The sequence below is a fragment of the Gallintestinimicrobium propionicum genome (assembly GCF_025567525.1).
GTDB lineage: Bacteria > Bacillota > Clostridia > Lachnospirales > Lachnospiraceae > Gallintestinimicrobium > Gallintestinimicrobium propionicum.
In genome coordinates this window covers 1-26,283 of sequence record NZ_JAOQJY010000017.1, presented here as the reverse complement: position 1 = coordinate 26,283, position 26,283 = coordinate 1, and the positions used below count along the sequence as shown (strand labels likewise).

Here is a 26,283-nt window from a genome sequence, read left to right as displayed (position 1 = left end):
CCCTCCTATCTTGCCTGTGCTATCTGGTATGGTACTATGTTCCTGTGTCCTACCATTTTTTCTATCTTTTGTATGTTTGTCCCTTTTGTTTCAGTAAGAAGCGGCCTTTCCTTTTCTACCAGGCTGGAAAGCTCTTGGTTTTCCTTTTTATACTGCAAAAAAGCATTATAGTCTTTTCCCATAGGTGGAAGACGTACAAAAACCTCATACTCCATAAGGGTATATTTTCTTGCCAATTTTTTTGCCGCTTGTCTTCCCGGCAGGTCATTATCCAAACAGAACTGTATCTTCCTGATATGAGGATAATCTTTTAAGAACTTTTCCAAAGGACCATCGGAAAGCATTCCAAGTACCAGGATATTGTTCTGATAGTCTTCCCGCAGTTCCATATCGGACATGGCATCAATGGCCGCCTCATATACATAGAGCGTATCACTGTTTTGGTCTACCAGATTAACCCCATAAGTTTTGTCATTCCCCGTAACATCTCCTTTAAAGGGTTTTCCATATTTATCCAGGGTTCCCCTCTGGCTGGCAAAACGTGGGATACCTTCCGTATCTTTTCCCACAAAAACCAGGTTATGGTACGTTCCGCTCTCATACAAAATCCCCTTTTTTACCCAAAAATCAATCATCTGCTTTGACAGCTTCCGCTGTTTTATCAGATAGCCATATAACCGGCGGCTGGTTTCTGATTTTGAAGGAAGTACAAAAGGTTCTTTCGGTATGTCTTTTCTCTGTTTTGTTTCTTCTATTTTTTCAGTCTGTCTTTCCGGTTGAAATTTTTGCATGGTTTCAGTACGGATATATCCGGCAAACTCCAGCAGATATTTGACTGCCTCCACAAAATCCATGTTTCTGAAATATTCCAGAAAGTCAATGGTGCTGCCACCTACCCCTTGGCTAAACCGGCACCAGGAAGACCGGTTGAAGATCATCACAGAGTCCATACCCACTGCCTGATAGAACCTGCCTTTCCTTTTCAATGGAATCCCTATCTGCTCCGCCAAATCCACTAAATCCACTGCCTTTGCAATCTGAATTTCTTCAGCCGTAAATTTTCCCATACTGCACCTCTTCATATTTCATATCCAGATAATGTGCCATTTCCGGGTGCAGAGCTTCAAAAGCAGTCAGGTAGCGGAAACAGGAACTATACTCTCCCTGTCCGGTACAAAATTCCCGTAGGCTCTTTTTCGAATACTGGGCCGGCTGGTTACACCAACGACTTAGGTTGATATACATTCCCTTATAAACCTCCGGTGCCTGTTCCCATGCTGCATAGCGCATCAGATAAGCCAGGCACTTATACCGCATCAAAATCTCAATCCGTATGAAAACGTCCCGAATATCCTTTGCCCAAAAATCTGCTTTCCAGGTCCCTTCCCAGTCATAACCGCACAGTACATACAGCTTAATTTTCTGGTAAGAAACTGGGATCACTTCCCGCAAAAGTTCCAATTTTCTTACAATAAGTTCCTGATCTTTGATATGGTCAAAGGCAAAAATCATACCATTATCCAATTTTCCAGATGCCAGAAGTTCCATCTGCCTTTTCTGCATAATCCTCAGATCCAGCCCCTGCCGGAATTGAAACCGCCTGCCTGTTTCCAGGACACTGGAAAAGATTTTTTCCCACCCTGCACAGGCAAAAAAGTTATCGTCCAAAAAGCATAACTTCTTTCTGGACGGGTCATAAAATTCTTCCAATGGGCTTGCTGGTGCTGCACCGGTGCTGTTTTTGTTTACACAGAAACTGCACTTCCGAAAACACCCCCTGGTGAGGAAACCAATGGAATACTCCGTATAAAATTGGAACTCTTTCTTCTTTTTCTCTCCTTCGCTATGTTCTTTTACCATCTGGTCATACAAATGATAGTCCGGTGTATGGTGTTCAATCGCTTCTGGAAGTACCGGTGCTTTATCGTAAAAAAATCCAGTCCCTCCATAAACGGTTGTTTCCCTCGTCAAAATATGTTCCGGCACAAAGGTATCCGTAAACACTTTTGATACATAGAGCCGGTCATATTCCCCTGCCTGGCTGTAATCCAAAAGAAGCTCTGTTTCAAATCCCTGCTCCTTCCAATAAGCGGAAAGTTTCATACATGCCAAGTTAGGAAACCGGTGTCTTTTCCGGTATAAAAGATCTGCATCTATAATCCCTATCCTCAACGCCTGCTCCTTTCCATACGGATAGTTCCGGTTTTCTTCTCCCCTTTGACTGCCTCTTTTCTTTCTTCCTTTTCCTTGCATTCTGCCGGGCAATATGATTTTCCATTTGCTTCCATGATTTCTGCAAATTCACAAATATGGAACACCCTTGCCCCTACCTGTGTGTGGTATTCATCAATATAGGTACAAACCCGTTCTTCCCTTTTTCCATCTGGATATACAATCTCTATGGAGTCCCCGTCTGCTATGCTGAACAGGGTATGATAATGGCTGTCAATAAACCGTATTCTTTTTTTCTCTTCCATGCTTCTCACCTCATATTGCCAAAGAAAGGACAGCCGCAGCCGCCCTTTCCCAAGTTTAAAAACTGATTTTTATTTTCTATGCCTTTTTATGTCTTTTTCTGTAATAAAGTAGGCCTGCTACCATACCTGCACTTACACCAAGAGCCAGCAAAGGCAGGAACCAGTTTGTATCATCACCCGTTTTTGGTCCTGGTTTTACGGTACCTGGTGTTTCTGGTATTTTTTTATTCTGGATCTCTTTTACCACTTCAATGACTGGTGTTTTATCATTCTGATAGGTAAATACGATTTCCCACTCTTCTTCCGTCTTCTCATATCCCTTTAAGGTGGCAGTTTCTTTCAGCACATAGGTGATCGGTTCTTTGAAAACACCATTTTCATAAGTTCCAATTGGAAGTAGTTCTGAAACTGCTTTTCCATCTTTTCCAGTCTTCAAACGTCCTACTTCTTTTCCGGTTTCCTTTTCCAGCAGAACAAATTCTACTCCTTCCAGAGCCGCTTTGCTGTCTGCATCCGTTTTTACGATAACCAGTTGTCCCATAGCACGCTCATCTTCCATCTTTACTTTCTGGATTTCTCCCGTTTCTTCTACTGTAAACTCCACGTCATTGGCCACAATATATCCGTCAACTGCCGCTTCTTCATGCAGAGTATAAGTACCTATCGGAAGGTACTCAATCAGGTGTTCCTCTCCTGTGGTCCAGGACTCTACCACTTCCCCGTCCTGATCCAGAATCTGCAGCTTCGCTCCCTCAATTTCTTTTCCATCTGTAATATCTGTTTTGGAAATTGAAACTTTGGTATGGTCGTCCTCCATTTTCACTTTTTGTATGTCCCCTGTTTCTTCCACAACAAATTTCACATCTTCTGCCCGGACATATCCCTGTTCCGTAGGCGCTTGCTCTTCATGCAGTACATATTCTCCTGGTTCCAGTGCATAGACTACATGGGGTTCTTTCTTAGATACCCACTCTTCTACCACCTTTCCGTCCTGATCTAAAATCTGCATTTTTGCACCTTCAATTTCCTGTCCACCGGTTAAATCTACTTTTGTAAATTCCGTAATGGTAGGCTGATTAGAAATTTCTTCTGAAAAAGCGAGCAGTTCAAGGGTCTGGTCTGTATAAGACGCATCAAAGGAATACACCTCATCATTTGGCAGGTATCCCGGCTTATGCTCTACTTCCTGAATATAGTATTTTCCATGAGGAAGATCTGCCTGAAATACCAGCTTGCCCTCTTCATCTGTTGTTCCCAGTTCAATCAGGGCATCTTTTTCTACAACTACTTCCCCGGCAGCATTTTTGATATCCTCCTGCGCATACAGCCCGAATACCACTCCTTCCAGCGGTTTTCCGGTTTCTGCGTCTTTCTTCAGAAGACTCAGGGAAACTTTCTGTCGCTGATTGGTAAGTTCCATTGTTACATAATCCACTGCTACTTCCTGTCCCTTATATGCAATTTCAAATTCTTTTGCTTCCGAGTCAAGCACGCAGTTCTGACCTGCTTTTTCTTCCACTACATAGTATTTTCCGATAGGAAGATTATTCAGGACTGCCTTTCCTTCTTTATCTGTCACCATACGAGCTACCAGGGCATCTTTTTCATATTTTACAATGCGGTTTCCTGCTTCGTCTTTCTGTCCGTCCGGGGTATAAATGGTTTCCTTTGCATGAATGGCAAATTCTGCACCTTCCATATTTCCCTCTTCATAGTCAAATTCATAACCTTTCTCTTTTTCCATGACCTCTTCCCCAGTGAAGAAACTGCTTACCTGATTTACGAAACCTGCTACACCGTTTTTCATCTTTGTCAGGAACTTTTCTTCTACTTTAGAAGCACCAGAAAGTTTTTCTCCTTTTTTATGGATTGTAAGACTTCCTACTGCTTCATCATTATACTGTTCAATGACAACAATAAATTTACCAGTTTCCTCCTCTACCTGGTGTACGGTATCAGAATCTACGGTAATGGTGATCGGCGCTTTCTTTGCCTCCTGGTAAGCTCCCCCGTCTGCAACTTCATTCAGCGGAACTTCCTTCCCGTCTTTTAAGAGGACATTTTCAAATCCTACCTGTACATAATTTTCCGGTGCTTCCACTTCTTCAATCCGGTAAGTGCCACATTTTAACTGCTCCGGTGTAATCAGGTATCCCTCTTCGTTGGTCCTGAACACAGATACCACTTCTTTTTTTGGATATCTTACGATCATTTCCACATATTTTTCTGCTTCCACATCATAAATCTTATAAGCTGCACTGTTATCCAGCACCGGCTTCTGCGTCTGGGCATCTTTTTTCACAATCTTGAAGTAATACTGCAAAGGACGGTCATCAAACACACGCCATACCTGGGGTTCCCGGCTGTCTTCCGAAATCTGTACAATAAATGGACGAATCCCTTTTAAATTTTCCGGAACCGTAGACTCAAACACCACATAGGTTCCATAAGGAAGTTCTGGACTCTTTAAATATCCTTTCTTATCCGTAAACAGCTCTGGTACCGTAATCTTTTTACCATTCTCCCAATAAGAAGCTGTTTCGTCTTTGCTGTAATCATAGGTGATAAAATCTTCCGGGGTATAATAAGAACCATTTCCCGGCTTCAAACTTCCGTCTTTTACACCAGACAGCTCACTGATGAGGAATACCTTAAATCCAGCTCCTTCTACCAGTTCTGTTTCTGTCTGCTCCCCGTCTTCTGAGATCTTGATAAGCTGAAAGGCCTGTTTCTTTACAGTTTCCTTTACAGTCACCTCCCGGTGTACAATCTGTACTTCCTGTCCCTCATACGAAACCTCTACGGGATACTCTGTTTCATCTAACAGATACCCTTCTGCCGGCTCTATTTCTTTTACGAAATAATTTCCAAGATACAGGTTTTTGAAATCTACGGTTCCTTCACTGGAAATCGTACCCTGCGCTACAAGTTCCCCTTTTTTATGGACAATCCCATCTTTCTTATTTGGGTGTTCAATATCTTGTGCAGCATATAATCCGTATTTTGCCCCTACTAAGGTTGCGTCACCCTGGGAAATAAATCCCTGGGAATCCTGGTCAATCTTACTTACATGAACTTCTCCCCGTACTTCCTCATTTTTAAAATCATGGGAAAAAGTATATGTGTAGGTGCTGTCGTCTTTATATTCATAGAAGAAACGATACACCTCATCTGTCATATAGTACTTATCCGGTGCCTGGATTTCCTTTACACTGTAATGGAAATTCAAAGGAATATCTGCATGGAACACAGCCATTCCTTCCCTGTCGGAAACAGCACGTTCCACCAGGCTTCCTTTTTCTACAAGGACCTTTCCGTCTGCTGCTGTCAGGTCTTCTTCTACATACAAGCCAAACGTCGCACCTTCCAGGGTAACATCATCATGTTTCGATTTTTTCACTACATTTACGGAAATCTCCGGTCTTGCATTGGTAAAAACGGTTTCCCCCTGGGATAGCTCTACATTCTGTCCTGCATAGGACAAGGTTACAAACTGGGTACGTTCCTGTTCTGTTTTCCCAATCACCAGATTTTCCGGTGCTTTCTGTTCTACAACCTTATATTTTCCAAGATACAATTCTTTGGAAACAGCGCTTCCATCTTCCCCTGTTGTCAGACTTTCTACCAAATCCCCTGCTTTATGCACCTTCGTCACTTTATCCTGGCTGTAAATATCCTCTGCCGCATAAATGTTATATTCTGCCCCTGCAAAGTCCGCATTTCCATATACAAAAGTCAGGTTTCCCTCTTCTCCGGTTACTCCGGTCAGAACCTCACCTTTTTTACGGATTGTGATTTTTCCTTTCTGTTCCTCATTCGTCACTGCAACAGAAGTTGTTTTTCCTGTTTCCAGCTTCACGTTAAAAGACTCTGTATTCAGCTTATATCCTTCTGGAACAGAAATTTCTTTTAAATATACCGTATCCTGGGTTTTCGGAAGTTCCACCTCAGAAGTACCATTGCTGTCTGTGGCCGGCATCTGTACAAGAAGGTTTTTACATGCACTGTCTGAATAAATACCAAAAACAGCGCCGGACAGATTTACTTTACTGTTCTTATCTTTTTTTGTTACCTTTACCCTTGCCAGGTCTAGCCACTTCACCGTAAATTCCACAGAAGCACTTTCTTCTTCAAAAAATGCCCCATACCCAATATCCTGAGAACCAGAACCCGTAGACAATACTAAGGTCTTCCACTGAGTTCCCATTTGTCCTTTCAGCTTACCACTGTTCCATGTACCAGTTACAGTTTTGGGAGCACTGAAATAGAATGTGGTATTTCCATTGATCTTTACGGTTCCTGTCTGTTTTGTACTTCCACTGTGATAAGTCACATTCTCTGGCATTTTTAAAGTAATATAGTTTCTATGGTCACCTTTTAAAGTAAATTCTCCGGTACGCTGTTCCTTTCCACTTTCATAACCCTTTGCTTCCTTTGGGGACAACGTGATTGCTGCTGTCGGAGGTGCTTCCAGGCTGTAAATATGCTGGATATATCCCCACACACCGCTTGCCTTAATATCTTCAAAGGTACAGCCATAAAAACCGTCCATGCCACAATAAGAATAAGCGGCAGCTAAATGCGTAAAAATATACTTTGTCTTCCAGTCAAAAGAGGGCATATACTCCCCAGTAATGTCCCCGGGACCGCCATATCCATAATAAAGGACTTTCTGTAATTCCGGGTTGCTTTCAAATTCATTGGCTACATAATCCGAGGTCGGCGGGGAAGCCTTCATAGACTCCAGACAATATGCCACATGGCCATTTACGGTGAAATAGGAAGTAGAATAGTTCCCCACGTTAGAAGGGTATGGGATTTTCTCTCCCTGTACCAGATGTACATTGCTTCCTTTTTGCTGCTCCATTGCTGCCGGAACAACCGATAAGAACATTCCCTTATCCTCTTTTGGTGTCAGATCAATCAACTCTGCCCCTGCATCTGGCATTTCCGGTTCTTCCGTCAGTACCTCCGGTATCTCCGGGTCAGGGTCCGCCTCACCGTCCTCACCGGAGCCATCTTCGGTATGCTGGCTTACTTCTCCCTGGGGTTCCTGTGTACTGTTTTCCCTTGCTTCTACCACAATTCTTCTCATAATCTGATAGGAAGGGTTTCCGCTTAACGGATCAACACGATAAAATGCCTGGTAAGAACCTGGGGTATTGAAATCAAAAGAATTGCCGGAGTCCCCTTCTGCTTTCAGAAACGTTACCTTTACTTTTTCATCATTTTTCTGAAAACCCCTGTAATCTGTTTCCAGGTCAAAGGACTCTCCTGCTTTTATGGTAAGATCCTCTGCATACACCAGTTCTTCTTCTGTTAGTTGCTCCTTTACCTCTTCCAACTCCGGTAATGTTTCTGAAGCAGCCTCCTCCTGTTTTACTTCCTGTATCTGTGCATGTTCCTCAGACTGTTCAGAAGCCAGTGCGGTGATCCCTGTATTGAGTAACGTAGAACAACTAAGAAGAAGTGCCAGCGTCCCAGCCAGCAGCCTTTTCTTTTTTCCTTTCATCATAGCTTTGCTCCTTTTCATTTTTTCGTCAAAAAAAGCAGGCCACACAAGCCTGCTTTCCATTTTCTATCTTCTTTTTTCTATCTTTTGTATACGGTCTGTCCCGTATCCAATGCACCCGTCAATCCCCTTTCTATTCCCTGCTTCCTGCATGGAACACTGCCAAAACAAGCTGCAGAACCAGCAGAAACAAACATATCACCAGTTTCCCTGTCAGATACAGCAGTTTCCCCACTGCAATGAAAATCCCTTTTACAACTTCCCATACACTTCTTCCTACTGCCATATCTTTTTCCTCCTTATTCTTCAAATGCCCCATAAAATTCCGCAAACCGTAAATCTTTTTCCATACAGGCTTCTTCCTTTTCCCTGTTCTCTGCTATCGTTCCACCGTCAGAAAGTTCTCCCTGAACGGTCTTTTCCAGCACACCCCGCTTCTCAAAGGCTTCTTCCTGTGCCTTTGAAACCGCTTCTTTTACGATTTTACAAAATTGTTCTTTCTGGTTCTCCAGAAGGGTATTTAATAGTTTCATCTGCTGTACATCTTCTTCCTGCTGCAGGTATTTTGCAAAATAAACGATTGCTTCTGCTATGAAATCGTCTTTCGTCTTGAAAATATCTTTGTTATACTCCTTCAGATATCGGTATGCCTGATGATGTACCGGCCTGTTTTTATACAGCCGCAGTGAAGTAGTATATACTTTTTCCGTATCCATAAGCATTCACTTCCTATCATGCCGTCCGCATTTTCCTCTGTTTTGCCCGGATAATACTTTTCACTGCTTCTTCACAGCCCCTTGCATTGGCATGTATATCCGTCACAAACTGTACATCTTTTCCCTCATTAGCTCCAAAATGCTCCACAATGGAAGAACCACCTCCCATGAATACCATTTTGGTCAGGTCCAGATTATAATGATTTGCCTGTATGATACCATAAATTTCCTCTGCATAGGATTTCAAACAGTTTATAATCACTTCCTGATACTGCTTCGGGCAGTCATAGCTTCCTGTCCTCATAAATGCTTCTGTAATGTATGCCGGTACCCCTGCCCCTGTTTTTGCAATGGCTTCCTCATTGACTTTTCCGATACAATACAAAGCTGCCTTATCCGAAATCGAATACTTCCCGTCCGGCATTCCGTCAACAAACTCTACCAGGTCGGTAGTCCCTCCACCAATATCTACTAAAAGGCAATAACCGGGAACCGCTTCTAAAAGCGTATGGATCACCACATGCCCCTGCATAAAAACAAACACATTTTCCAAAGACACATGATAATGTACTCCTTCATAGCGGAAATGCAGTTCCTTTGTCTTTAACAGATATTTCTTAAAATTTTCTTTCTGCTGCTGAAATCTTCTGGGTGGCAGGGCAGCTCCCATTTTTACGGAAGCGTCTGTCAGTCCCCGGCAGCGCATTTCCTGCGCCAGTGCTGCAAGGGTAAGAAGATAATAGTTTTCATTCTCTGTCTTATCTACGCATTCCTTTTCCGGTACTTTCCCACCCACATAATAAAACTGGTTCTGGTATTCCAGAATGTGTTCCAGGCTGTCCGGCCTTGCCTGCAAAGGCTGGATTGCTGCTGAAAATACAGTATTTGCAGTTTTCATGTTACGGTTTCCATGATCAATTCCAATAATCATTTTAGTTTCCACGTTCTTATCCTCCTGAAAGTTATAGTTTGTATTTTATCTTGTTCTCTTTGGTTCTTGACCTGCTTCTTTCTTTTCTTTGTTTATCACAGGAAGTTTGTCAAACAGTTCCCCCATCACCGCTTCCATTTCCTGAAACTTCATTTCATCTGGCATACACAGAAAAACAATCACTGCATCCGTCTGACGTTCCCCGTTCTCTCTCCGGTAAAGTTCTGTATAGGAACCCCAACAACCGTCCTCACCTGCACAAAACTTTTTTGTCTTCTCATTTACTTTTATGAGATATTCTTCGGTATCAACAAAGATTTTCCGAATGGATACTTTTTGTAAGTCGTATTTCATGCTGTCCATATAAACCGGCATGTGTTCCTCTGGGGCAAAATAGACATACATTGTGCAATAGGTCTCTCCTTCCGTCCCCATCTCCTGTAAAACAATCCCGGCTTCAAATATTTCCGGTGGAGCATAATCTACTACAAAATCCGAATCCTTTTCCTGTGAAGATTTTTCAAAATGCTCTGAATCTCCAACCAGAAAATGTTTGGGGCACTGAATACGAAACCTTTCTTCCCTCATTCTGTATATTCCTCCATAATCTCACTAATATCTTTTTGAAATAGCCGCTGAAGCAGGACAACTACATAGACATTTGGCTTTTGCTGTCCGTATTCAATCCTCTGATACGTCCGAAGACTGATACCCAAGACAGCCGCAAGTTCTCTCTGTGTATATCCATGAGCTGTCCTGAATTTTCTTAATTTTGTTACTTTCTATCACGCTCCTTACGTCTGAGGGATAGCTTCCTGATAAGCAAACAGATTGGATATATAGCTGTTTGCTGTCAATGTGGCATTGTATAAAGCGGTAAGCAGCACTGCCCGGATATTATTGGCTTTCCTTGTACACTGCTTAATTGAGTCTATCACATACTCTACGGTAAACTTATCCAGCTTTTTATACATTCCCTGTACAATGCCAAGAGGTCGTTCTTCCTGATTTACCCTTATGGTCTTTGCATTGGACGTCAAAACATCTACTGCAAGCCCTACAATCTCATTGAGCAGTTTTCTGTCAAAAGGTCTGTCTATCCATATCGCATCATAATCAATCTGATCTTTGAACTGTTCTTCTGCTGCCTGATAGGATAAGATAGGATTATCTCTATACCCATTCCCTATTTCTGTTGTATTCTTTTGGGTACTTTCTGCTGTAGTCTTTGTAGTAATCTCTGTATTTGTCTGCCCGCTATCAGTCTGAGGTACCTCTTTGGGTATCCAGGGCTCTGTTTCCCTGTCGGGGTATGCTCCCTCTTTGAATGGTGACACCCTCTTCCTTTGGAAAGGGACAGCCCTCTCTTCTACAAAATGTATCTCTTCCTCTATGGCTGTATGGGAACTGATTTTCTCTGCTTTGGATTTCTCTCTTCTTTTTTCAAAGGAAACCGGATCTGCTCCTGTTTCTTCTGGATAAGTCAATTCTTTTAACCGGTCTACGATCAATTCCAGATACAGAACATTATTTACAACAATCCCATTCATGGAAATGGTTCTAAATACCCGTTTTACCACACCCAGCTTCTCTAAAAATACCACTGCATTTGTCGCTTCTTTTTTGGAAATCCCAAACTGTTCGCTGATCTGCTGGTAACTTCTCTGAAGAAGGTCTGACTTAAATTTCTTTCTTACCCCAATGACCTGTCCGGTTCCTTCATCTCTGATTTCTGTAGGCTTATACCAGTACACAATATCTGCCAGTATAATAATAGCTGTTAGATTTGGCTTTCCACTTTCTCTGATGATTGTCCGATACCACACCTGCGGAATGATATTTCCAGATATATTCAGTTTTGCATTTTCATCTACAATTTCATTTCCAGTGCTATAAATACCTCCATTCATACGTTTATTCCTCACTCCCCTGCTTCTTTTCTTTTTCAAATAAAGCACTTATTTCTTCATCTGCTCTTTTGCCTGCCACCAGACACGCATACAACGAAACGAGGAAAAAAATTATTCCAACAATCATAATCACCTTTATCATTGCTCTGTCCTCCCAAGAAAAAAAGGACTAAGCCAGCTAACAGAATCTTTTAACTAACCTAGTCCTTAACATATTTTTTTCAATATATTGTAACCGAATGGTTTTTCACAAACTTGACCGCCTGTGAGAATGGATATAATTTTGACAGGACCAGTAGCAATAGGTTTCTATCTTTAAGAGCCCCTGCCATTTGATTTTTACTATGAAAAATTCATTCCCGGTCTATGAATTTTCTACCTTTTATGGTATAATAGAAAAAAGACTAAATTGGCGTGAGCCCTTATTTTATAAGGAATCTGCTAACTTAGTCTTATTTTAACATAATCACCGCTGCCGGAAGTTCCAACTACGGCAACAAATTCTCCCTGTTCCACAGTAAAATTTACACCATTAAGGGCACGAGTAATATTTGGTTCTGTGCCGTAATACTTCTTTAAGTCGATTGTTTGTAAAATGCTCATATTCAAATGCTCCTTTCAAGGCTTTCTATCTGTTGATAAAGCCATTGTAAACCACAAATGTTACACAAATGTCCGAGATAGAAAAAATTTTTATCGAAAATCAGAGTGAAATGTTACAACGCTCGGACATTTCAAAAAAAGTGGTTATATCTTACCTTACAGGAAGCATAATAGAAAATTCTGAGCCTTGCCTCAGCTCTGAAACAACCTTGATATAGCCCCCTTGCCTTGTTACAATCTCACGAGCCAAATACAAACCTATTCCCACACCCTGTTGATCGTGTACTTCTTCCTCACGATAGAAGCGCCGGAAGATGGCAGCCTGATTGCTTTCTGAAATGCCCTTGCCGGTGTCGGTCACTTTGACCTCTACGTACATTTCCCACTGAACCACTGATACAGAAATCTTTCCACCTGACGGAGTGTATTTTACTGCATTGTCCAGCAGATTGAAAAGGGCTTCGCTTGTCCACTTGCTGTCATGGGAGATTATCAAATTTTCCGGGCAATCCACGGATACAGCAATTTCTTTTTTCTCTGCGGCATATACAATACTGCTCATGGCTTGTGCAAGCGTATGGAATAAGCTGCTGTCTTTCTTTTCTAATCGTATTGCTCCGGTTTCCAACCGGGACGTTTTAACCAGTGCTTGGAACAGAAAATCCAGTTTATCAGTCTGACTACGTATGCCTTGTAAAAAGTCCATCCGTTCTTCTTCTGAAACAGGCTTTGTTAAAAGTGTGTCCGTTACCATTTGCAAATTGCTGACAGGCGTTTTTACTTGATGCGAAATATCAGAAATCAGCATTTGAAGCTCCTGTCGTTCCATGTCTACCTTGTGTCGGTTTTTCTGCATAATCTCATACAACCGGATTAAGCGGTGGTTGATACGGGCAAAAAGAGTTTCACTATCATTTGACTTTTGTAATTCCTCGTTTCCATCAATCATGTTGTCCAGCGTCCGGCACAAATTAGAAGTAAAATGAGAAAGGCGTTTTCCAAAAAACAGCACCAATAGCCAAATCCAGAAAAATGCACAGAGTGTCAATGTTCCACCCGCTATGAAAATTCGTGTATCCTGCATTATACCGCCGAAAATACCAGTAATTACCAGCATAGAGAAAACCATGCCAGTACTAATCAGTCTACAAATTTTCTTAGCAGAAAGGTTATTCAGTTTCATTTCTTTTCGCCTCCTGTCCATTGATAACCCATACCGTAAACCGTTTTGATATATGTGTCGCCATCCGCTTCAATCTTACTGCGAATGCGGCTGATAGAAGTAGTAAGGGTATGTTCATCTACATATTTTTCATCAATGTCCCACAGTCTTTCCAAAAGTTGTTGGCGGGTAAGTACCTGCTTCGGATTTTTAAGAAATAGGTTCAGCATTTTATATTCCATCGCAGAAAGCGCTAATGGTTTCCCGTTCAAACTTGCAAATTGTTCCGAAAAATCCAGAAACAGGCTACCATCCTCGTAAATATCCTTAGCTGGTTTGTGATGTTCCAACATAGCGAACATGGCTTTGATCTTTCGCTGCAAAGCACTAATCGAAAAAGGTTTCGTGATATAATCCACTGCACCAGCTTCATATCCTCGTATCTGATCGCTTTCCTGATCGTTGGCAGTTAGAAATATAACTACTGTATCAGGATGCTCTGGCTTGATAAGACGGCATAGGTCATAACCATTTCCGTCTGGTAAATTTATATCCAGCAATACCAAATCAAAAATGTTTGTTTTTAATGATTCAGCGGCTGTCCTTGCATTCAGAACAGAAGTTATTGTGTAACCGTCCAGTTCCAAATTATAAGTAAGCGTTTTATTCAAAAGATTATCGTCTTCGACAATTAAAATCTGCTTCATATTGTCACTTCCTTTTCTTTTTGCAGATAGTATAACAGGCAAATGTCCGAGAATTGTTACAAGGACAAATATATTTTTCTTTTACAGCTTTTTTCTGTGTACTGCAATTTTATAAAAGAAAGGACAGCAGTGTCAAATTGCTGTCCTTACGGCTTATTATAGCTGGTAGTGTATAAGCGTGGGTTCATCATATTTGGTGTGGTATCTTTAACTATGGGAAACTCCACATTCCCACCTTGATACTGCCTGTCTGGTTACATATAATTGCTCGGCAAGAGACTGTTGGGTCATTCCCTTTTCTTCTCTCGCTCTTCTTAGTTGTTCGCCAAATTCGACCATATTAAATCTACTCCTTTCATAATTAGTTCATCTGCAGATGTAACCTCAGTATCACAAATTACTAGAACAACTTCAAGCAACACCTCAATAACTTATGTCACCATTATGGTGCGTCCGCTAAAATCAAGCATTTATCCCATTTACAAATCTATCGTCAAGTAAATTTGATGTTGTCAAAATTGGTGGACACATTTTTCTCTTTACTTGGATTGCTTGCCCATCAGAAGATAATCCTTGCTGACACGCCCTTGTCTGTTCAAATATCTATATCAACGTGTTCTCCTGCGGCCTTACGATCTGTCAAATCCATCCACGCTTTTGCCTTAAACGGAATCAAATATGCCGCATCCAAGACAGTCACTCCATCAACGGTGACTTTCCCCTGCTTCAAAAACTCATAGTAATCATCGCCCAAAAGAATAGCAGACAGACTCGAAATATCTTCGTCCATCGGTAACGGTGTTAGCACTGCATCTTCTGGAAGTTGGATGGTATCCAGCTTTCGCGTGAAAAGTTCAATCATTGCAGGATACTGATTTGTAATTGAGTGACTAAACCGATAAAACTGCGGCACACCTGAACTTTTGTTGCACGGAAGTCCAGTCCCTCCTCCGTCATCAGAATGTCACACCCAGTTCCACCAATGATAGCATATTGTTCTTCACTGCCCTTGAACCATTCCTTAAAGCTATCAATTCCTGTAACCATCTATCTTCCTCCACAGCTCATTCAACATTTCTTCTACTGCTTCTTCAACCCGTTCATCTGCATCTTCTCTCAATGCCAATGCCAGTGAAAGTTCATCTACAGCATTTCGCGTGGACAATTTTCGTGGATTGTATCTCCACATCTCTACGGCCACTTGCACCTGCGAATTCTGCAAGCTATTGGACATAACATCTTTCCATTGAGAGATTCTTTCTGCCGCATAACATCTGACATTCGGTGTGTTCAGCATGGAATACTCTGCCAACGCCGAATATCCACTTTCCAACAGCTCTGTTCCCACCAATTCTTTCGGAATATAAACCGTTCGTTTTATTGGATTCAGCAACTTATCTCCTGCCTTTTGGAACAGTGTTTTCGGAGAATCCTCAGATTGCATGATCCTCTGCACACCGACTTTTCTGATATGCAGCAATCCCATTTCTTCAAGCTGTCTTGATGCCCTTGATATAGAAGTAGGTGTCAGTTCCAAGTCCTTCGCAGCTTGACTTGTAGATAGTTCCTGTGCGCCTCCATAAATGAAATGCAGTAGAAGCATCTGCGCCGATGGAAGTATTTCTTCCCTTGTCTTTTTTTCAGCGCTGCACCGTTCCTGCAAATACACTGCCATAAAAGGCAAATAAATTTGCTTTCCATCTACAATAAATGGAATCTTCTCACGAATCAAATATTCTTTCTGGCGAAAGCTAAGTTCTTTTAGCACCAGCACAACAGGCAAGTTCTCATTTTTCTGTATCCGAGCAATATGTTTTTTCAGTACTTCAATCTGCTCCAGTTCTGTCTTAGGATAAAGAAAAATCATCTTCTGTTCAATCATTGACACCATCCTTAAACGGTACCTTGTGGCTATAAAATTGGGCAAATGCTTAAACTCCACATCATCATAGGTAACCTTGACTCCCAGAACTTTATCGAGATATTCCATGTCATCACCTGCAATCTTAACTCTTTTTCTGTATTATAACTCTTTTTAAGTTAAGATGCAATATTTGAGTTAAGAGCAGTTAAAAATCAACATTATTAAAAATTATTTTTACAAAAAAACCGATGCAACATGAGCATTACACCCACACTGCACCGGACATTCCATCATCAACTGCTCTGTCTATTTTCTTCTTCCTTCTGCACTTCCTGCTCATGCAGCTGCTCTTTTTTCTACTCGTCCCCTTTCAGGATTTCCTGCACAGTCTCCTGTGCTCCAGGCCAATCCTGCATACAGGACAGTTCGATCAGCAAATCACTCATGATCACTCTATCATGGGCACAGCCAATGATAAGTCCTATGACACAACCCATGATAACTTAGAGGATGACACCCATCAAGATATCCACCAAGTTAGCCACCAAGATTCTACGCCGTCAGCAGCTATATTGCACCTAATCCCCCATTTCCAACTCGTTCAAAAGCGAATCCTGCGGAAGCGAGTCAAACACATCATTCTCGACCGCACAGCGTAAAGAGTCTGTATTTCATTTCAGTACATCCGATGCAAAAACAGCAGGAACTTGATATATGCCTTCCTCCAGATGTTTACATAAAAACACATAACTATTCTTTGGCAGGTTCAAATCCAGCATATCTGTATCCCGTGCTGTACACAGGGCTCAGACCGTTTCGCTTTCCTTCTCTGTTATGCCTTAACCAACGACCAGCCTTGGCTCTTAGTCTGGAGCTGTACCATGTGGGCAAAAATGCCGCCCTTATGCAGCAACTGTGCAGGCGATCCCTGTTCTGCTACTGCTCCATCTTTGAGCACCACAATCTTATCTGCACTGGAAACAGTGCGCATTCGGTGAGCAATAATGAGAACCGTTTTATCCATGATAAGTCGTGACAGTGCTTCCTGAATGGCTGTTTCGTTCTCCACATCCAAACTGGCTGTGGCTTCGTCCAGCAGAATGATAGGCGCATCCTTCAGAAAAGCACGGGCGATGGAAATGCGCTGACGCTCGCCGCCGGAAAGGGCACAGCCGTTCTCACCGATGTTGGTGTTCCACTTGTCCGGCAGCTTTTCGGCAAATTCCTCACAGTTTGCCAGCTTTGCCGCCGCAAAGACTTCCTCGTCGGTGGCACCTTTGCGCCCCAGACGAATGTTTTCCAGTATCGTGTTGTCAAACAGGGTCACATCCTGAAACACGATGGAATAAAGGCTCATGAGCTTTTCCGGGTCGATTCGGGAAACCTCCATGCCTCCCACGGTGATGCCGCCCTTCTGGTAGTCCCAGAACCGTGCCGCCAGCCGGGAAACAGTGGTCTTGCCGCCGCCGGAGGAGCCTACAAAAGCCACGGTCTGCCCCGGCTGAATCTCCAGCGAAACGCCCTTGATGACCTCGGTTTTTCCGTCGTAGCTGAAATGCACATCCCGCAACGTGACAGAGGAATCCTTCGGGTACTGCGGAACAGCCTGCACCTGCATGGGCGCCGCCTCCAGCACCGAGTCGATGCGTGCCAGCGCATCCGCTACCACCATCTTGCTCTCGCTCATGTACATCATGCGGGTCAAAGTCAGGGAGATCACCGGCGTAATGATGATATAGAACAGCAGGTTCAGCAGGAATTCCGGCGTGACACCGTGTGCCGTGAACAGCAGCCCGCCCGCGATCAAAAAGGCGAACACGCCGTTGACGGCGGCGGTGTAGAACATCATGGGCAGGCGCAGGTCTTTGGTGTAGGAGATGACCCACTTTTCGTATTCGTCAATGGTGGCCTTGAACTTTTTGAAGGAAAAGACCGACTGCCCGAAGGTCTTGACCACCGGGATGCCCCGGACGTACTCCACGGCCTCGTTGGACATGGCCTCCAAGGCGTTCCCGTACTGCCGCATTTTTTCAGCCATCTGCTTGCCGGTCATGGTCGCCATGATGAGAAACGCCAGCACCACCGGCGCAAGGCTCAGCAGCCCCAGCCGCCAGTCGAATGCCAGCAGCAAAACCAGCAGCCCCACCGGGGTTGCGATGGCGTTATACTGATCGGGCAGCTGGTGGGCAAGATAGGTCTCGGCGGCTCCGGTGCTTTCGTGGATGATCTTGCGCAGCTTGCCGCTGCCAAAAGTTTCGGCAAAGCCCAGCGGCAGCACCGCCAGATGCTCCGACACCGCCAGCCGCAGATTGGTCGCTACCCGGAACGCTGACAGATGGGAGCACATCAGCGCCGCAATGTAAATGAAGTAGGACAGCACTGCGAATAGCACTGCCATCCAGCCGTAATGGGGGATGTTCACCGCCTGCGCATAGTCCGGCGCGGCGTTCAGCACATCCCGCAGGATCTTCCAGATGTATACGAAGGGCACCAGTGCCACCAGCGCACTGACCGCAGACAGCACCCATGAAGCGTAGGTAAAGGCTCGGTAGTTCCCGGCATAGCTCATCAGTCGGGAAAGATCGGACTGTTTTTTCACGAAAGAACCTCCTTCAAAAAATTTTATGCAAAAATCGCAACGTCACCCCTTCTTTTTGTACCCGCAGTCGCAGTAGGGTCCGCCGGAGGCAAGGGTGTACTGCCGCACAAATTCGGTCACACCGCCTGCTTCGCTCATGGTGTAGTCCAGATGGCACAAAGCAGGGGTCAGGTCATACAGCCCCAGCTCCTTCATCAGCACACAGATGCCGCATTTTGTAAAGCGTCCCTCGTAGCCGCTGCCGTCAGGGTATTCGTAAAACTCCATGTTCCACGAATAGGGGTTGCGGTCGGCGGCTTTCAGGGCGGCAGTGGCTTTCATAGCGGCAATATCCTTTGCGGTGAACTTGCTTTTTCCGCTTTTGCGGCAGAACCACTGCATGGGCTTTGTCATCATGGATCTTGCATAGTAATCCGTCAGCCTGTCCACCTCCGGGCGCTGCGGCATGGAAAGAACGAACGCGCCAGTCATGGCACAGTTGACCAGATTCATTTTGAAGCGGTCGGCCTTTTCAAACTCCGGCAGCCTGCGGATGATCTGCCGGTATTGCGGCTTTGCCTTTTTCATGATGGCTTTTGCGGTAGCTGCATCATAGCCCAGCACAGTGGTCAGCTGCTTTTGAAAGGAACCGGCAAACAGCACCCACATTCCAAAGGGCATTCCAGCGTATTTCATTGCAGATACCTCCCGGCTTCCGCTTCCAGCACCTGCCACACCGGGTAGGCTGCGCCGTTCTCATCGAAAAATTTCTTGAGATCCCGGTTCAGCGCACTCATTTCATCGATGGCGTTCATGGCGTGGTCGGAGGCGCAGAGCTTGCCCAGCGAGGTGGCGCACATCAGCTTGAAAAAGCGCAGGCAGGTCTTGCGGTACTTTTCCCCTTCAAAATCCGCATCCCCCTTGGGCAGAATGGTGTGCCCGGCATCTCGGATGGCGCGGTATCCCTCGATGTTTGCATCCAGCACACGGTTCAGGTACGCGGTATCTCCCCTGAGCTTTTTCAGGTCGCCGTCCGTCTTATAGCAGGCGAAGGCCGCAGGCATCACAAACGCGGCATGGCAGAGCAGATAGTCCTCCATGTTCGGCTCGTAAACAACCTTATATTTTGTGCCGTGGAAGATGCGCCCGATCAACTGTTTATTGGAGGTTGCGCCCGTCAGCTGCCCGATGGTGATCTTCTTCAGGTCGATGGAGACCACCCGGTCAGCCTCCCGATGCCCGGCAGAAAGCGCAAAGGCAAACAGGACGTTCTTTTCCGGCAGCGCCGCCGCCAACGCCCTCGCCTGCACATTGTTCCCCACAAAAACGATGTTCTTCGTCCGATTCGCCCGCAGCGTGTACAGAACGGAATCCAGCTGCGTATAACGCAGAACCACAAAGATCACATCGTACATTGCATCCGGTGCAAGTTCAGTCACCACCGGAATACGGCTGACCGAGGTGCGGGGCGAAAATTTATCCTTGATCCGCAGGCCGTTCTGCTTGATCTCCGCTGCCCAGTTTCCCCGCGCAAGCAGGGTGACATCCTTTCCGGCGCGCAGCAGATTTCTTGCCAGATTGCACCCCAGAACGCCTGCACCATATACCAGAATTTTCATAGCTTGCCTCCAAATCCGATCTTCACGATCTGCATTTTCATCCCGTTGTCCCCGACCCTTGCAAGAAACCGAAAAAAGCCGCTGACAGAAGGATCTTTCAAATCGTTGTACCCCAGCATATAGCCCCGGCTGGACACTTGCAAACGGCTGTCCCATGGGGAAAGCTCGCTTTTCGCATCCGAAACCGCAAAATATGCGCCGACATCCTTAATTTTCGCCGTCCTGAGCCACGTTTTGGCGATCATCTTCACTGCCGTACGGTTGGCAGCATCAAAGACCAGCACTCCGCCGGGGAAAGCGTCCGCCATTCCCTGCACCAGTTCCCGAACCTGCTCCGTCAGGAAGTAATAGAACACCCCGGAGGCAAAGAACACCGCCCCGCCGGAGGCATCGATCTTGTCAAACCATGCGGGGTCTTTCAGGTCGCAGGGGATGTTTTGCTCTCGCTCCCCGGCGGGCAGAAGCTGCTGCCGCAAGGCGATCACATCCGGGAAGTCCAGATTGTAGATTTTACAGCTGCCGTTGTCGCAGGCTTTGCCGGTGTTATCCAGCCCGCAGCCCAGATTGACCACCGCCGCATTGGGGTGAGATTTCAGATAATCCCGCACCTCAAAAGCAAGGTCATTCTGCCGCATGGCCACCTCCAGCGCACCGAAACGCTGCATCAGGCTGCGGGAATTTTTCTCTGCCTCCGAAAAGTCGTAGTCGATCTGGTCGATCAGATGCACCGCCGTTTCATCCCGGTAAAGGTTCGGATACAGTTCCGAACACAGCTTTCGGGAATACAGCGGGAGGATCAGCGTCTCCTGCACGGTGTTTTTCTCGATTTTGTATTTCATGGGTATCACTCACTTTCTGATAAATGGTAGTTCCGGCATACAGTCACGCTCGGCGATGTGTGCCAGCATTTCGGCGAACCCCTTTGGATCGCGAATCTGATATTGCATGTGATTGTATCCCTCAAACACGGGATAATGGCCGCAGGGGTAGGCTTCCATCACCGCCTGACGGTATTTGAAATGATCTTCTATACTGCCAAACTCGAAATAGGTATGTTTTTGCAATTCTTTTGAAAACGTCGGAAAGGGTTTATCCTCCAGACTGTCCGAAATCTGCCGCCGCAAATTTGTGTAGGTCAGATTTTTCCCTGCGGCTATAAAATACGGCTTTATGGAGTCATCGTCACACCACAAAATCTTTTTCAGTGTGCCGCCCTTTGACCAATACAGGCTCTCGATGGCGAAATACAAAAACGGCGTCATAACGCGGCGCGTGCCCTTTCCGATTTGGGCGAACTGCCCGCCGTCAAAGAAAGCGTGCTCTGCTGGCAGCTTCGTCTGCGTCAGAAACGCCATGGCAAGGTCTGCACCGATGGAAGAAGCGACCACCATCGCCAGCCGCTCCACGTCCTGTCGATGCAGAAAGTCCTCCACCTGCCGTATTTCGTCCAGCTTGCTGACATATTTCTGCCCCTCGCAGTAAACGGTGGAGGTGGGCAAGATGCAGAAATATCGATCCTGCAAATACCTCACAATCGGTTCGCTGCTCGCTCCTGTCACACCCATTGCATGAAAGAACAGCACGGCAGGATTCCTCCTGTCGCCATATGTTTGAAACAGCATTTCTATCACCTCATATTTTCATAAAAAGCATCATAATCGCCGCCAGTGCTGCCGAAATGACCGCCATACCAATTGTGCCGAACAGCCACTTTTTGCCCTTATCCTTGGCTGTAATGTAGGGCTTCAGATCTTCTGTTCCGGGAATCGTCCATGCGTTCGTGTGCCCCACCCAGTAGCCATCAACCAAAAAGCGGTCAATGAGATTCATAACGGATAAGATGACGAGCAGCTGCCAGAAGCCCTGAACGAAGCCCTTTGCGCCGTTGAGCGCATAGACGCAGACCAGCACATAGGCGATGTATCCGGGGACGCAGACAGCTTTGAAAATCAAAGCATTTCGCTTGATTTTCGCGTGTGTTGTAAGTCCCAGCGTTACGCACCGCTCCTGCACCTCCTGGCTGTAAAGATGCACCATGCCCACCGCGCCCTTGCGGATACCGATGGCGCAAACCAAAATGAGCAGAACGCCCAGCCCGATGCCTTCCAAAATCACCTGTAAAAGCATTACCGATTCCTCCTGAAGCCCGCCTCATCCCGGTATTCGGGATGTCCCTTCAAGTACGGGTCTTTATCGCCGCAGATGGTGTAGTCGCATCGGCAGCCGTCCACGCAGGTGGTCGTCCGCACCAGCTTGGCATGAAGCAGTTCCATGGACGCAAAGTCCACATTACACAGGGCGGGCATAATATCCGTAAGACCGTGCTTGATAGCAAACTCCGCTGCCGGGCACGCTGTAAATTCATAATAAATAGGTTTGTCGGTTTCATAAGGCGCAACCGACATCTCGTAATCGTGCCATTTGTCGCAGCCGCTTTTCGCACGAACAAACGCCTTGTACATCAGCTTCCTCCTTGTTCTTTCTTGCGTGCATGAGGCCATCTCAGATTTAACCCGCTTTTCGGCAGACGAACCATGCCATGCTCTTCACTGTTCCAAGTGTTACGGCTTTGTACAGTTTCCCCAGCCGTTTTTTCAAACTGACGGTCGTTTCGTAGGGCGGTGTGAAAAAACCTGCCTTTTCATAAACATGCCGGACAAACCAATCCGTCCGCTTGTGCTCGCCCATCACATAAAAGCAGCCGCAGAATGTCCCGCCGGGTCTCAAGACCCGGAAAACCTCCCGATAAGCGGCTTCCTTGTCCGGAAAAGCATGAAAGCCGTTCAGCGACAAAACGATGTCGAAAGTATCGTCTTCATAGGGAAGCGCCCCCACATCGCCCTGCCGGAAGGTTACATTTTTCAGGTGCAGGCGGTCAGCCTTTTCCCGTGCCTGCCTCATCATATCGGGCGAATAATCGAGGCAAGTGATGTCTGCCTCCGGCATAGTCTGATAAACCGGCATGGTCAAAATACCGGTTCCGACAGGCACCTCAAGCAGCTTACCGGAGAAATGCTCCGGAATCCCGGACAGTGCCTTTTCCAGATAGGCGTCGTTTTCCGCCTTGTTCATTGCCCACACCAAGCGGCACACCGCTTTCCCACTCAGAGTAGAGCAGGTGATCATGCCGTCATAAAAATTATTCTCGCCGGTCATTCGGTACGCACCGCGAATGGTCTCTTTGCGTTCCATGGGTTTTCCTCCATGTTTCAATCATCACACGACCGTTTCCGGCCTCATTTCTTCAAAATGTCCACGATTTTTGCAAAGTCCTCCTTTGCCTCCTTGAAGATCGGCAGCATACAGTAGCAATGCACCATCTTCGGGCGGGCAGACACCGTATAGGGGACATTTGCGCGTTTGCAGGCTTCCTCAAAGTCCGGCAATGCGCCGTAGAGCACCTCGTCAGCAGAATAGAAGAAGTGAATATCGCCTACGCCGGTAAAATCTCCCCGTGAGCCGGAGAGCATATAGTCCGGTACATTCTCGCAGCCATGCCGCATGAGCTTCTCCACCGTCACCATGAAAGCATAGTCGATGGCGACATCCCTTTCATTGAGTGCCTGCATCCGCGCCATTTCCGCATCGTTCCACGGCACCTCGCCGGGGGATACGGCAACAATGTGCCTTGGCTGCGACAGCGGTTCAGGCTGCGCGTTATTATGTGCCGCAATGCCAAGCGCCAACGCGCCGCCGGAGGAAAAGCCGCAGGTACTGACATTTCCGCCGCCATACAGTGCAATCATTTTTCGATAACATTCGTACACCATTGCGTATGTTTCAGTAATGCAGTGCTCCATGCAGAGCGGGTAAAACGGAAACCACACATCACAGCCGGTCTCGCGGCAGAGCTTGCGCATCACAGGCAGGTCGCCCTTATCGGGGCCGATCACCATACCGCCGCCGAAGAAGTAGAGGATCGCGCGCTCGGACGGCTTCGGATGCTCTCGCACGATCAGGCAGGGAAAGCCGTTTACCGCGATCGTTTCATAATATGCCTTGCGGTCGGTGGGCGTAAAAACGCCACGATGCCGGTTCTGCTTTTCAATTTCCTTTCGCAGTGCATCCTCCGGCAAGGCGAACGCCTTTTTCGCGCCGGAGAGCTTGTATACGCTGCGTAAGATAGATGCAAAGATACTCATGATTTAGCCCCCTCATTTCCACGCCGTAATGCAGAGCCAGCTTTTCTTTTTGTGTATCTGCACATCGTGAAAGCCCGCCTGCTCCAGATACGTCTTCAGCTCGGCGTCCTTGTAGATGGTCATGCCGCCGATGATCTCCGTCCACTTCTTGTCCTTGTCCGTATCGCCGTTGCTTTCGTTGCAGATGAGTAATGTCCCGCCAGGCTTCAGCACCCGGTAAACCTCCCGGAAGCACTGCGGCAGATCGGGCCAGAAATAGACGGTTTCAAAGGCCGTTACCGCATCGAACCAGTCGCCTGCAAAGATCATATTCGCCACGCTGCCTTGCAGAACGGTACAGCGGCCCTCCGCTATGGCGACCTCGTTGACCTTTTTGGATTTCTCCACACTGACGGGGGAATAGTCAATGCCCTTGACAATACCCTCCGGGCATTTTTTCAGAAGTCTCTTGATGTTCGCCCCTCCGCCACAGCCGCAGTCCAGCACCTTGGCGTCCAGAGTAAGCTCCAAAAAGCGAAGTCCCCACCGTGCCACAGGACTGTGCCCCAGGTTCATCATGGCGACCATGATTTTCCCGCCAAGCCCCACAGGCTTTCTGGTGTTCTCAAAAAATGACATCTTATCACACCTCCGATTTCACACATTCCGTATAGGTCAGCGGAAAAGTGGCCTTTAGAACAACACTTTTTCGCACTGTCCAATCATTCTGTTGCAGAAATTTTAGGTATTCTTCACTCGTCCACTTGCTGTGGAGAGGAAAGCCTGCCAGATTCATGAAAAAGGCTTTGACCTTGCCGGGAAATGAGTTTTCTGCGTGCGTAAAGGTAGGCGCGATCAGCACACCGTCATCCTTCAGCACCCGTTTGATCTCTCGCAATGATTTTTCTGGCTGAGGCACAATGTGCAGTGCGTTTGATACGATTACAACATCGAATGATTTGCTCGCGTATGTCAGAGAAAACATATCCTGCACGGAAAAACGCAGCTTCGCAGAGTAATTCCCCCGTTTGGCCTCTGTAATCATTTCCGGAGAGGCATCCGTCGCCTCGATGTGTGCCGCTGCTTTTACGATGTGCTTGGCGATCAGTCCCGTTCCGGCAGCCACCTCCAGCACTGTTTTGTCTTTCACGACCGGACGGATCAGCTCATACATTTTCTCGTATACTGCCCTGTCTTTTCGCATAAAGCAGTCATACAGACCTGCATTTCTGTCCCAGAAACTCTTGTGTTCTCGCATTGCTTTCTCTCCTTTTGTGGTTAGATTTATCTAACCAGCACGCGCACATTGACAAGTTAGGTTTGGCTAACTCATGTATTTAGGAAAAGCCGCATTTCTGCGGCCTTTCGGCTTATACAAATAGCTTGCTGCAAGCATCACACATCTGTATTTTCAGCCACTGAGGATAACGCCTCTCGATCTACTCCTTATGGAAACAGCCAAAATCTATTTTCACACCATTGCGGTGACTTTTGCCTTCTTATCCATATTATATCGTGCTCACTTCTTTTTTGCAATGGTATAGTATCTCTATTTTGTCATTTGAAACTTTCAAAAGTCAATTCCACCGTCCGCAGCACCCCATATTATTACAAGGCAGACGGCGTGATGGAAGCATATATCCGTGTTGGAAATAAAAGCGTAATTGCCCCTGATTACATTGTGAATGAACTGATCTTAAAGGGAACCAATCAGTCCTTTGATACCCTAACAACAGACGCGGTAAAAAAGCATTACAGCTTTACACTTCTGGAAGCAACCTATCTGGAACGGACCGGTCTCCGCTTTGAGCCATCCGATTATGTTTCCTTTGGTTTGACTGATAAAAATGGACTCCTGACCAATGCCGGAAAGCTCATGACCGATCAGCACACGGTTTATAACTCCCGTATGTTCTGTACCCGGTGGAATGGCTTGGAAAAAGGCTCTATCTTTGATGATGCATTGGACGATAAAGAATACGAAGGGAATCTGATTTATCTACTGAAAAGCGGCAGTGAATTTATTCGCAATAATTCCAAAGTCCGTTTTGTCAAAGAGGCACAGTATCGTGTAGACAAGCCG

27 protein-coding genes and 3 pseudogenes are annotated in these 26,283 nt (G+C 45.9%); 1 reads left to right on the top strand and 29 read right to left on the bottom strand.

Annotation, left to right across the window (positions count from 1 at the left end; translation table 11 throughout):
- Positions 1-5 precede the first annotated feature (5 nt).
- The 29 genes and pseudogenes from OCV62_RS12545 to OCV62_RS12405 all read right to left on the bottom strand — a co-directional run bounded on the left by OCV62_RS12545 (position 6) and on the right by OCV62_RS12405 (position 25,458).
- The gene (locus OCV62_RS12545; RefSeq protein ID WP_025577440.1) at positions 6-1,067 is read right to left on the bottom strand and encodes a DUF3991 domain-containing protein; all 1,062 of its coding nucleotides are present in this window, start codon (positions 1,065-1,067) and stop codon (positions 6-8) included.
- Positions 1,048-2,103: a radical SAM protein gene (locus OCV62_RS12540; protein ID WP_044996183.1), complete on the bottom strand. Its 1,056-nt coding sequence runs from the start codon at positions 2,101-2,103 to the stop codon at positions 1,048-1,050. The genes OCV62_RS12545 and OCV62_RS12540 overlap by 20 nt, the downstream gene beginning before the upstream one ends.
- A gap of 65 nt (positions 2,104-2,168) precedes the next feature.
- Positions 2,169-2,477 carry a hypothetical protein gene (locus OCV62_RS12535; protein WP_070098922.1) on the bottom strand — a complete coding sequence of 103 codons (309 nt, stop codon included), beginning with the start codon at positions 2,475-2,477 and terminating at the stop codon, positions 2,169-2,171.
- Between the two features lie 76 nt (positions 2,478-2,553).
- Positions 2,554-7,992, bottom strand: coding sequence for a SpaA isopeptide-forming pilin-related protein (locus OCV62_RS12530; protein WP_172677213.1), 5,439 nt, complete (start codon positions 7,990-7,992; stop codon positions 2,554-2,556).
- A gap of 130 nt (positions 7,993-8,122) precedes the next feature.
- On the bottom strand, positions 8,123-8,275 hold the full coding sequence (locus OCV62_RS12525) for a hypothetical protein (protein WP_155512673.1): 153 nt from the start codon (positions 8,273-8,275) through the stop codon (positions 8,123-8,125).
- 13 nt (positions 8,276-8,288) lie between these two features.
- On the bottom strand, positions 8,289-8,705 hold the full coding sequence (locus OCV62_RS12520) for a hypothetical protein (protein ID WP_025577436.1): 417 nt from the start codon (positions 8,703-8,705) through the stop codon (positions 8,289-8,291).
- A 16-nt stretch (positions 8,706-8,721) separates the two neighbouring features.
- On the bottom strand, positions 8,722-9,648 hold the full coding sequence (locus tag OCV62_RS12515; protein ID WP_025577434.1) for a ParM/StbA family protein: 927 nt from the start codon (positions 9,646-9,648) through the stop codon (positions 8,722-8,724).
- Between the two features lie 33 nt (positions 9,649-9,681).
- The gene (locus tag OCV62_RS12510; protein WP_025577432.1) at positions 9,682-10,224 is read right to left on the bottom strand and encodes a hypothetical protein; all 543 of its coding nucleotides are present in this window, start codon (positions 10,222-10,224) and stop codon (positions 9,682-9,684) included.
- A pseudogene (locus OCV62_RS18520) lies at positions 10,221-10,397 on the bottom strand (helix-turn-helix transcriptional regulator); the annotation flags it as partial. The pseudogene OCV62_RS18520 and the gene OCV62_RS12510, both read right to left, overlap by 4 nt.
- Before the next feature lie 33 nt (positions 10,398-10,430).
- Positions 10,431-11,561, bottom strand: coding sequence for a DUF6017 domain-containing protein (locus OCV62_RS12500; protein WP_262587085.1), 1,131 nt, complete (start codon positions 11,559-11,561; stop codon positions 10,431-10,433).
- Positions 11,551-11,688, bottom strand: a complete 138-nt coding sequence (locus tag OCV62_RS12495) for a hypothetical protein (protein ID WP_155512674.1) — start codon at positions 11,686-11,688, stop codon at positions 11,551-11,553. Before OCV62_RS12495 ends, OCV62_RS12500 begins: the two co-directional genes overlap by 11 nt.
- Positions 11,689-12,014: 326 nt before the next feature.
- A pseudogene (locus OCV62_RS12490) lies at positions 12,015-12,149 on the bottom strand (ABC transporter ATP-binding protein); the annotation flags it as partial.
- A gap of 151 nt (positions 12,150-12,300) precedes the next feature.
- Positions 12,301-13,332 (bottom strand): sensor histidine kinase, encoded by a 1,032-nt coding sequence (locus tag OCV62_RS12485; RefSeq protein ID WP_173729264.1) that lies wholly within the window; start codon positions 13,330-13,332, stop codon positions 12,301-12,303.
- Positions 13,329-14,018 carry a response regulator transcription factor gene (locus OCV62_RS12480; RefSeq protein ID WP_019162604.1) on the bottom strand — a complete coding sequence of 230 codons (690 nt, stop codon included), beginning with the start codon at positions 14,016-14,018 and terminating at the stop codon, positions 13,329-13,331. Before OCV62_RS12480 ends, OCV62_RS12485 begins: the two co-directional genes overlap by 4 nt.
- Before the next feature lie 207 nt (positions 14,019-14,225).
- Positions 14,226-14,309 (bottom strand): helix-turn-helix domain-containing protein, encoded by an 84-nt coding sequence (locus OCV62_RS18695; protein WP_416822294.1) that lies wholly within the window; start codon positions 14,307-14,309, stop codon positions 14,226-14,228.
- Positions 14,310-14,613: 304 nt separating this feature from the next.
- Positions 14,614-14,880 carry a hypothetical protein gene (locus OCV62_RS12470; RefSeq protein WP_262587081.1) on the bottom strand — a complete coding sequence of 89 codons (267 nt, stop codon included), beginning with the start codon at positions 14,878-14,880 and terminating at the stop codon, positions 14,614-14,616.
- On the bottom strand, positions 14,877-15,065 hold the full coding sequence (locus OCV62_RS12465) for a hypothetical protein (RefSeq protein WP_262587079.1): 189 nt from the start codon (positions 15,063-15,065) through the stop codon (positions 14,877-14,879). The genes OCV62_RS12470 and OCV62_RS12465 overlap by 4 nt, the downstream gene beginning before the upstream one ends.
- Positions 15,049-15,900, bottom strand: a complete 852-nt coding sequence (locus OCV62_RS12460; RefSeq protein ID WP_262587078.1) for a MarR family transcriptional regulator — start codon at positions 15,898-15,900, stop codon at positions 15,049-15,051. The genes OCV62_RS12465 and OCV62_RS12460 overlap by 17 nt, the downstream gene beginning before the upstream one ends.
- A gap of 814 nt (positions 15,901-16,714) precedes the next feature.
- Complete coding sequence (locus OCV62_RS12455; protein ID WP_262587076.1) at positions 16,715-18,481, bottom strand: ABC transporter ATP-binding protein; 1,767 nt, start codon at positions 18,479-18,481, stop codon at positions 16,715-16,717.
- A 42-nt stretch (positions 18,482-18,523) separates the two neighbouring features.
- Complete coding sequence (locus OCV62_RS12450; RefSeq protein WP_262587075.1) at positions 18,524-19,156, bottom strand: L-2-amino-thiazoline-4-carboxylic acid hydrolase; 633 nt, start codon at positions 19,154-19,156, stop codon at positions 18,524-18,526.
- The gene (locus tag OCV62_RS12445; protein ID WP_262587074.1) at positions 19,153-20,079 is read right to left on the bottom strand and encodes a ketopantoate reductase family protein; all 927 of its coding nucleotides are present in this window, start codon (positions 20,077-20,079) and stop codon (positions 19,153-19,155) included. Before OCV62_RS12445 ends, OCV62_RS12450 begins: the two co-directional genes overlap by 4 nt.
- Positions 20,076-20,918 carry a class I SAM-dependent methyltransferase gene (locus tag OCV62_RS12440; protein ID WP_262587072.1) on the bottom strand — a complete coding sequence of 281 codons (843 nt, stop codon included), beginning with the start codon at positions 20,916-20,918 and terminating at the stop codon, positions 20,076-20,078. The genes OCV62_RS12445 and OCV62_RS12440 overlap by 4 nt, the downstream gene beginning before the upstream one ends.
- Before the next feature lie 9 nt (positions 20,919-20,927).
- A complete protein-coding gene (locus tag OCV62_RS12435) occupies positions 20,928-21,701 on the bottom strand; it encodes an alpha/beta fold hydrolase (protein ID WP_262587070.1) in 774 nt (257 codons plus the stop codon).
- Positions 21,702-21,711: 10 nt separating this feature from the next.
- Positions 21,712-22,206, bottom strand: a complete 495-nt coding sequence (locus tag OCV62_RS12430; RefSeq protein ID WP_262587068.1) for a hypothetical protein — start codon at positions 22,204-22,206, stop codon at positions 21,712-21,714.
- Positions 22,206-22,541, bottom strand: a complete 336-nt coding sequence (locus OCV62_RS12425) for an L-2-amino-thiazoline-4-carboxylic acid hydrolase (RefSeq protein ID WP_262587066.1) — start codon at positions 22,539-22,541, stop codon at positions 22,206-22,208. Before OCV62_RS12425 ends, OCV62_RS12430 begins: the two co-directional genes overlap by 1 nt.
- Positions 22,542-22,587: 46 nt before the next feature.
- Positions 22,588-23,271, bottom strand: coding sequence for a class I SAM-dependent methyltransferase (locus OCV62_RS12420; protein ID WP_262587064.1), 684 nt, complete (start codon positions 23,269-23,271; stop codon positions 22,588-22,590).
- A gap of 44 nt (positions 23,272-23,315) precedes the next feature.
- The gene (locus tag OCV62_RS12415; protein ID WP_262587063.1) at positions 23,316-24,221 is read right to left on the bottom strand and encodes an alpha/beta hydrolase; all 906 of its coding nucleotides are present in this window, start codon (positions 24,219-24,221) and stop codon (positions 23,316-23,318) included.
- Positions 24,222-24,233: 12 nt separating this feature from the next.
- The gene (locus OCV62_RS12410; RefSeq protein ID WP_262587061.1) at positions 24,234-24,839 is read right to left on the bottom strand and encodes a class I SAM-dependent methyltransferase; all 606 of its coding nucleotides are present in this window, start codon (positions 24,837-24,839) and stop codon (positions 24,234-24,236) included.
- Between the two features lie 4 nt (positions 24,840-24,843).
- Positions 24,844-25,458, bottom strand: a complete 615-nt coding sequence (locus tag OCV62_RS12405; protein ID WP_262587059.1) for a class I SAM-dependent methyltransferase — start codon at positions 25,456-25,458, stop codon at positions 24,844-24,846.
- A 333-nt stretch (positions 25,459-25,791) separates the two neighbouring features.
- Between OCV62_RS12405 and OCV62_RS12400 the strand changes: the two are divergent.
- Positions 25,792-26,283 (top strand): annotated as a pseudogene (locus tag OCV62_RS12400) (AAA family ATPase); the annotation flags it as partial.

Bases quoted from the DNA above. Each gene is read 5' to 3' on its own strand.
- OCV62_RS12460 (WP_262587078.1), bottom strand. From the start codon at position 15,900: ATGATTGAACAGAAGATGATTTTTCTTTATCCTAAGACAGAACTGGAG.
- OCV62_RS12435 (WP_262587070.1), bottom strand. From the start codon at position 21,701: ATGCTGTTTCAAACATATGGCGACAGGAGGAATCCTGCCGTGCTGTTC.
- OCV62_RS12535 (WP_070098922.1), bottom strand. From the start codon at position 2,477: ATGGAAGAGAAAAAAAGAATACGGTTTATTGACAGCCATTATCATACC.
- OCV62_RS12410 (WP_262587061.1), bottom strand. From the start codon at position 24,839: ATGTCATTTTTTGAGAACACCAGAAAGCCTGTGGGGCTTGGCGGGAAA.
- OCV62_RS12495 (WP_155512674.1), bottom strand. From the start codon at position 11,688: ATGATAAAGGTGATTATGATTGTTGGAATAATTTTTTTCCTCGTTTCG.
- OCV62_RS12440 (WP_262587072.1), bottom strand. From the start codon at position 20,918: ATGAAATACAAAATCGAGAAAAACACCGTGCAGGAGACGCTGATCCTC.
- OCV62_RS12510 (WP_025577432.1), bottom strand. From the start codon at position 10,224: ATGAGGGAAGAAAGGTTTCGTATTCAGTGCCCCAAACATTTTCTGGTT.
- OCV62_RS12520 (WP_025577436.1), bottom strand. From the start codon at position 8,705: ATGGATACGGAAAAAGTATATACTACTTCACTGCGGCTGTATAAAAAC.
- OCV62_RS12405 (WP_262587059.1), bottom strand. From the start codon at position 25,458: ATGCGAGAACACAAGAGTTTCTGGGACAGAAATGCAGGTCTGTATGAC.
- OCV62_RS12415 (WP_262587063.1), bottom strand. From the start codon at position 24,221: ATGAGTATCTTTGCATCTATCTTACGCAGCGTATACAAGCTCTCCGGC.
- OCV62_RS12485 (WP_173729264.1), bottom strand. From the start codon at position 13,332: ATGAAACTGAATAACCTTTCTGCTAAGAAAATTTGTAGACTGATTAGT.
- OCV62_RS12470 (WP_262587081.1), bottom strand. From the start codon at position 14,880: ATGATTGAACTTTTCACGCGAAAGCTGGATACCATCCAACTTCCAGAA.
- OCV62_RS12545 (WP_025577440.1), bottom strand. From the start codon at position 1,067: ATGGGAAAATTTACGGCTGAAGAAATTCAGATTGCAAAGGCAGTGGAT.
- OCV62_RS12530 (WP_172677213.1), bottom strand. From the start codon at position 7,992: ATGATGAAAGGAAAAAAGAAAAGGCTGCTGGCTGGGACGCTGGCACTT.
- OCV62_RS12445 (WP_262587074.1), bottom strand. From the start codon at position 20,079: ATGAAAATTCTGGTATATGGTGCAGGCGTTCTGGGGTGCAATCTGGCA.
- OCV62_RS12465 (WP_262587079.1), bottom strand. From the start codon at position 15,065: ATGGTTACAGGAATTGATAGCTTTAAGGAATGGTTCAAGGGCAGTGAA.
- OCV62_RS12430 (WP_262587068.1), bottom strand. From the start codon at position 22,206: ATGCTTTTACAGGTGATTTTGGAAGGCATCGGGCTGGGCGTTCTGCTC.
- OCV62_RS12540 (WP_044996183.1), bottom strand. From the start codon at position 2,103: ATGAAACTTTCCGCTTATTGGAAGGAGCAGGGATTTGAAACAGAGCTT.
- OCV62_RS12480 (WP_019162604.1), bottom strand. From the start codon at position 14,018: ATGAAGCAGATTTTAATTGTCGAAGACGATAATCTTTTGAATAAAACG.
- OCV62_RS18695 (WP_416822294.1), bottom strand. From the start codon at position 14,309: ATGACCCAACAGTCTCTTGCCGAGCAATTATATGTAACCAGACAGGCA.
- OCV62_RS12425 (WP_262587066.1), bottom strand. From the start codon at position 22,541: ATGTACAAGGCGTTTGTTCGTGCGAAAAGCGGCTGCGACAAATGGCAC.
- OCV62_RS12420 (WP_262587064.1), bottom strand. From the start codon at position 23,271: ATGGAACGCAAAGAGACCATTCGCGGTGCGTACCGAATGACCGGCGAG.
- OCV62_RS12450 (WP_262587075.1), bottom strand. From the start codon at position 19,156: ATGAAATACGCTGGAATGCCCTTTGGAATGTGGGTGCTGTTTGCCGGT.
- OCV62_RS12525 (WP_155512673.1), bottom strand. From the start codon at position 8,275: ATGGCAGTAGGAAGAAGTGTATGGGAAGTTGTAAAAGGGATTTTCATT.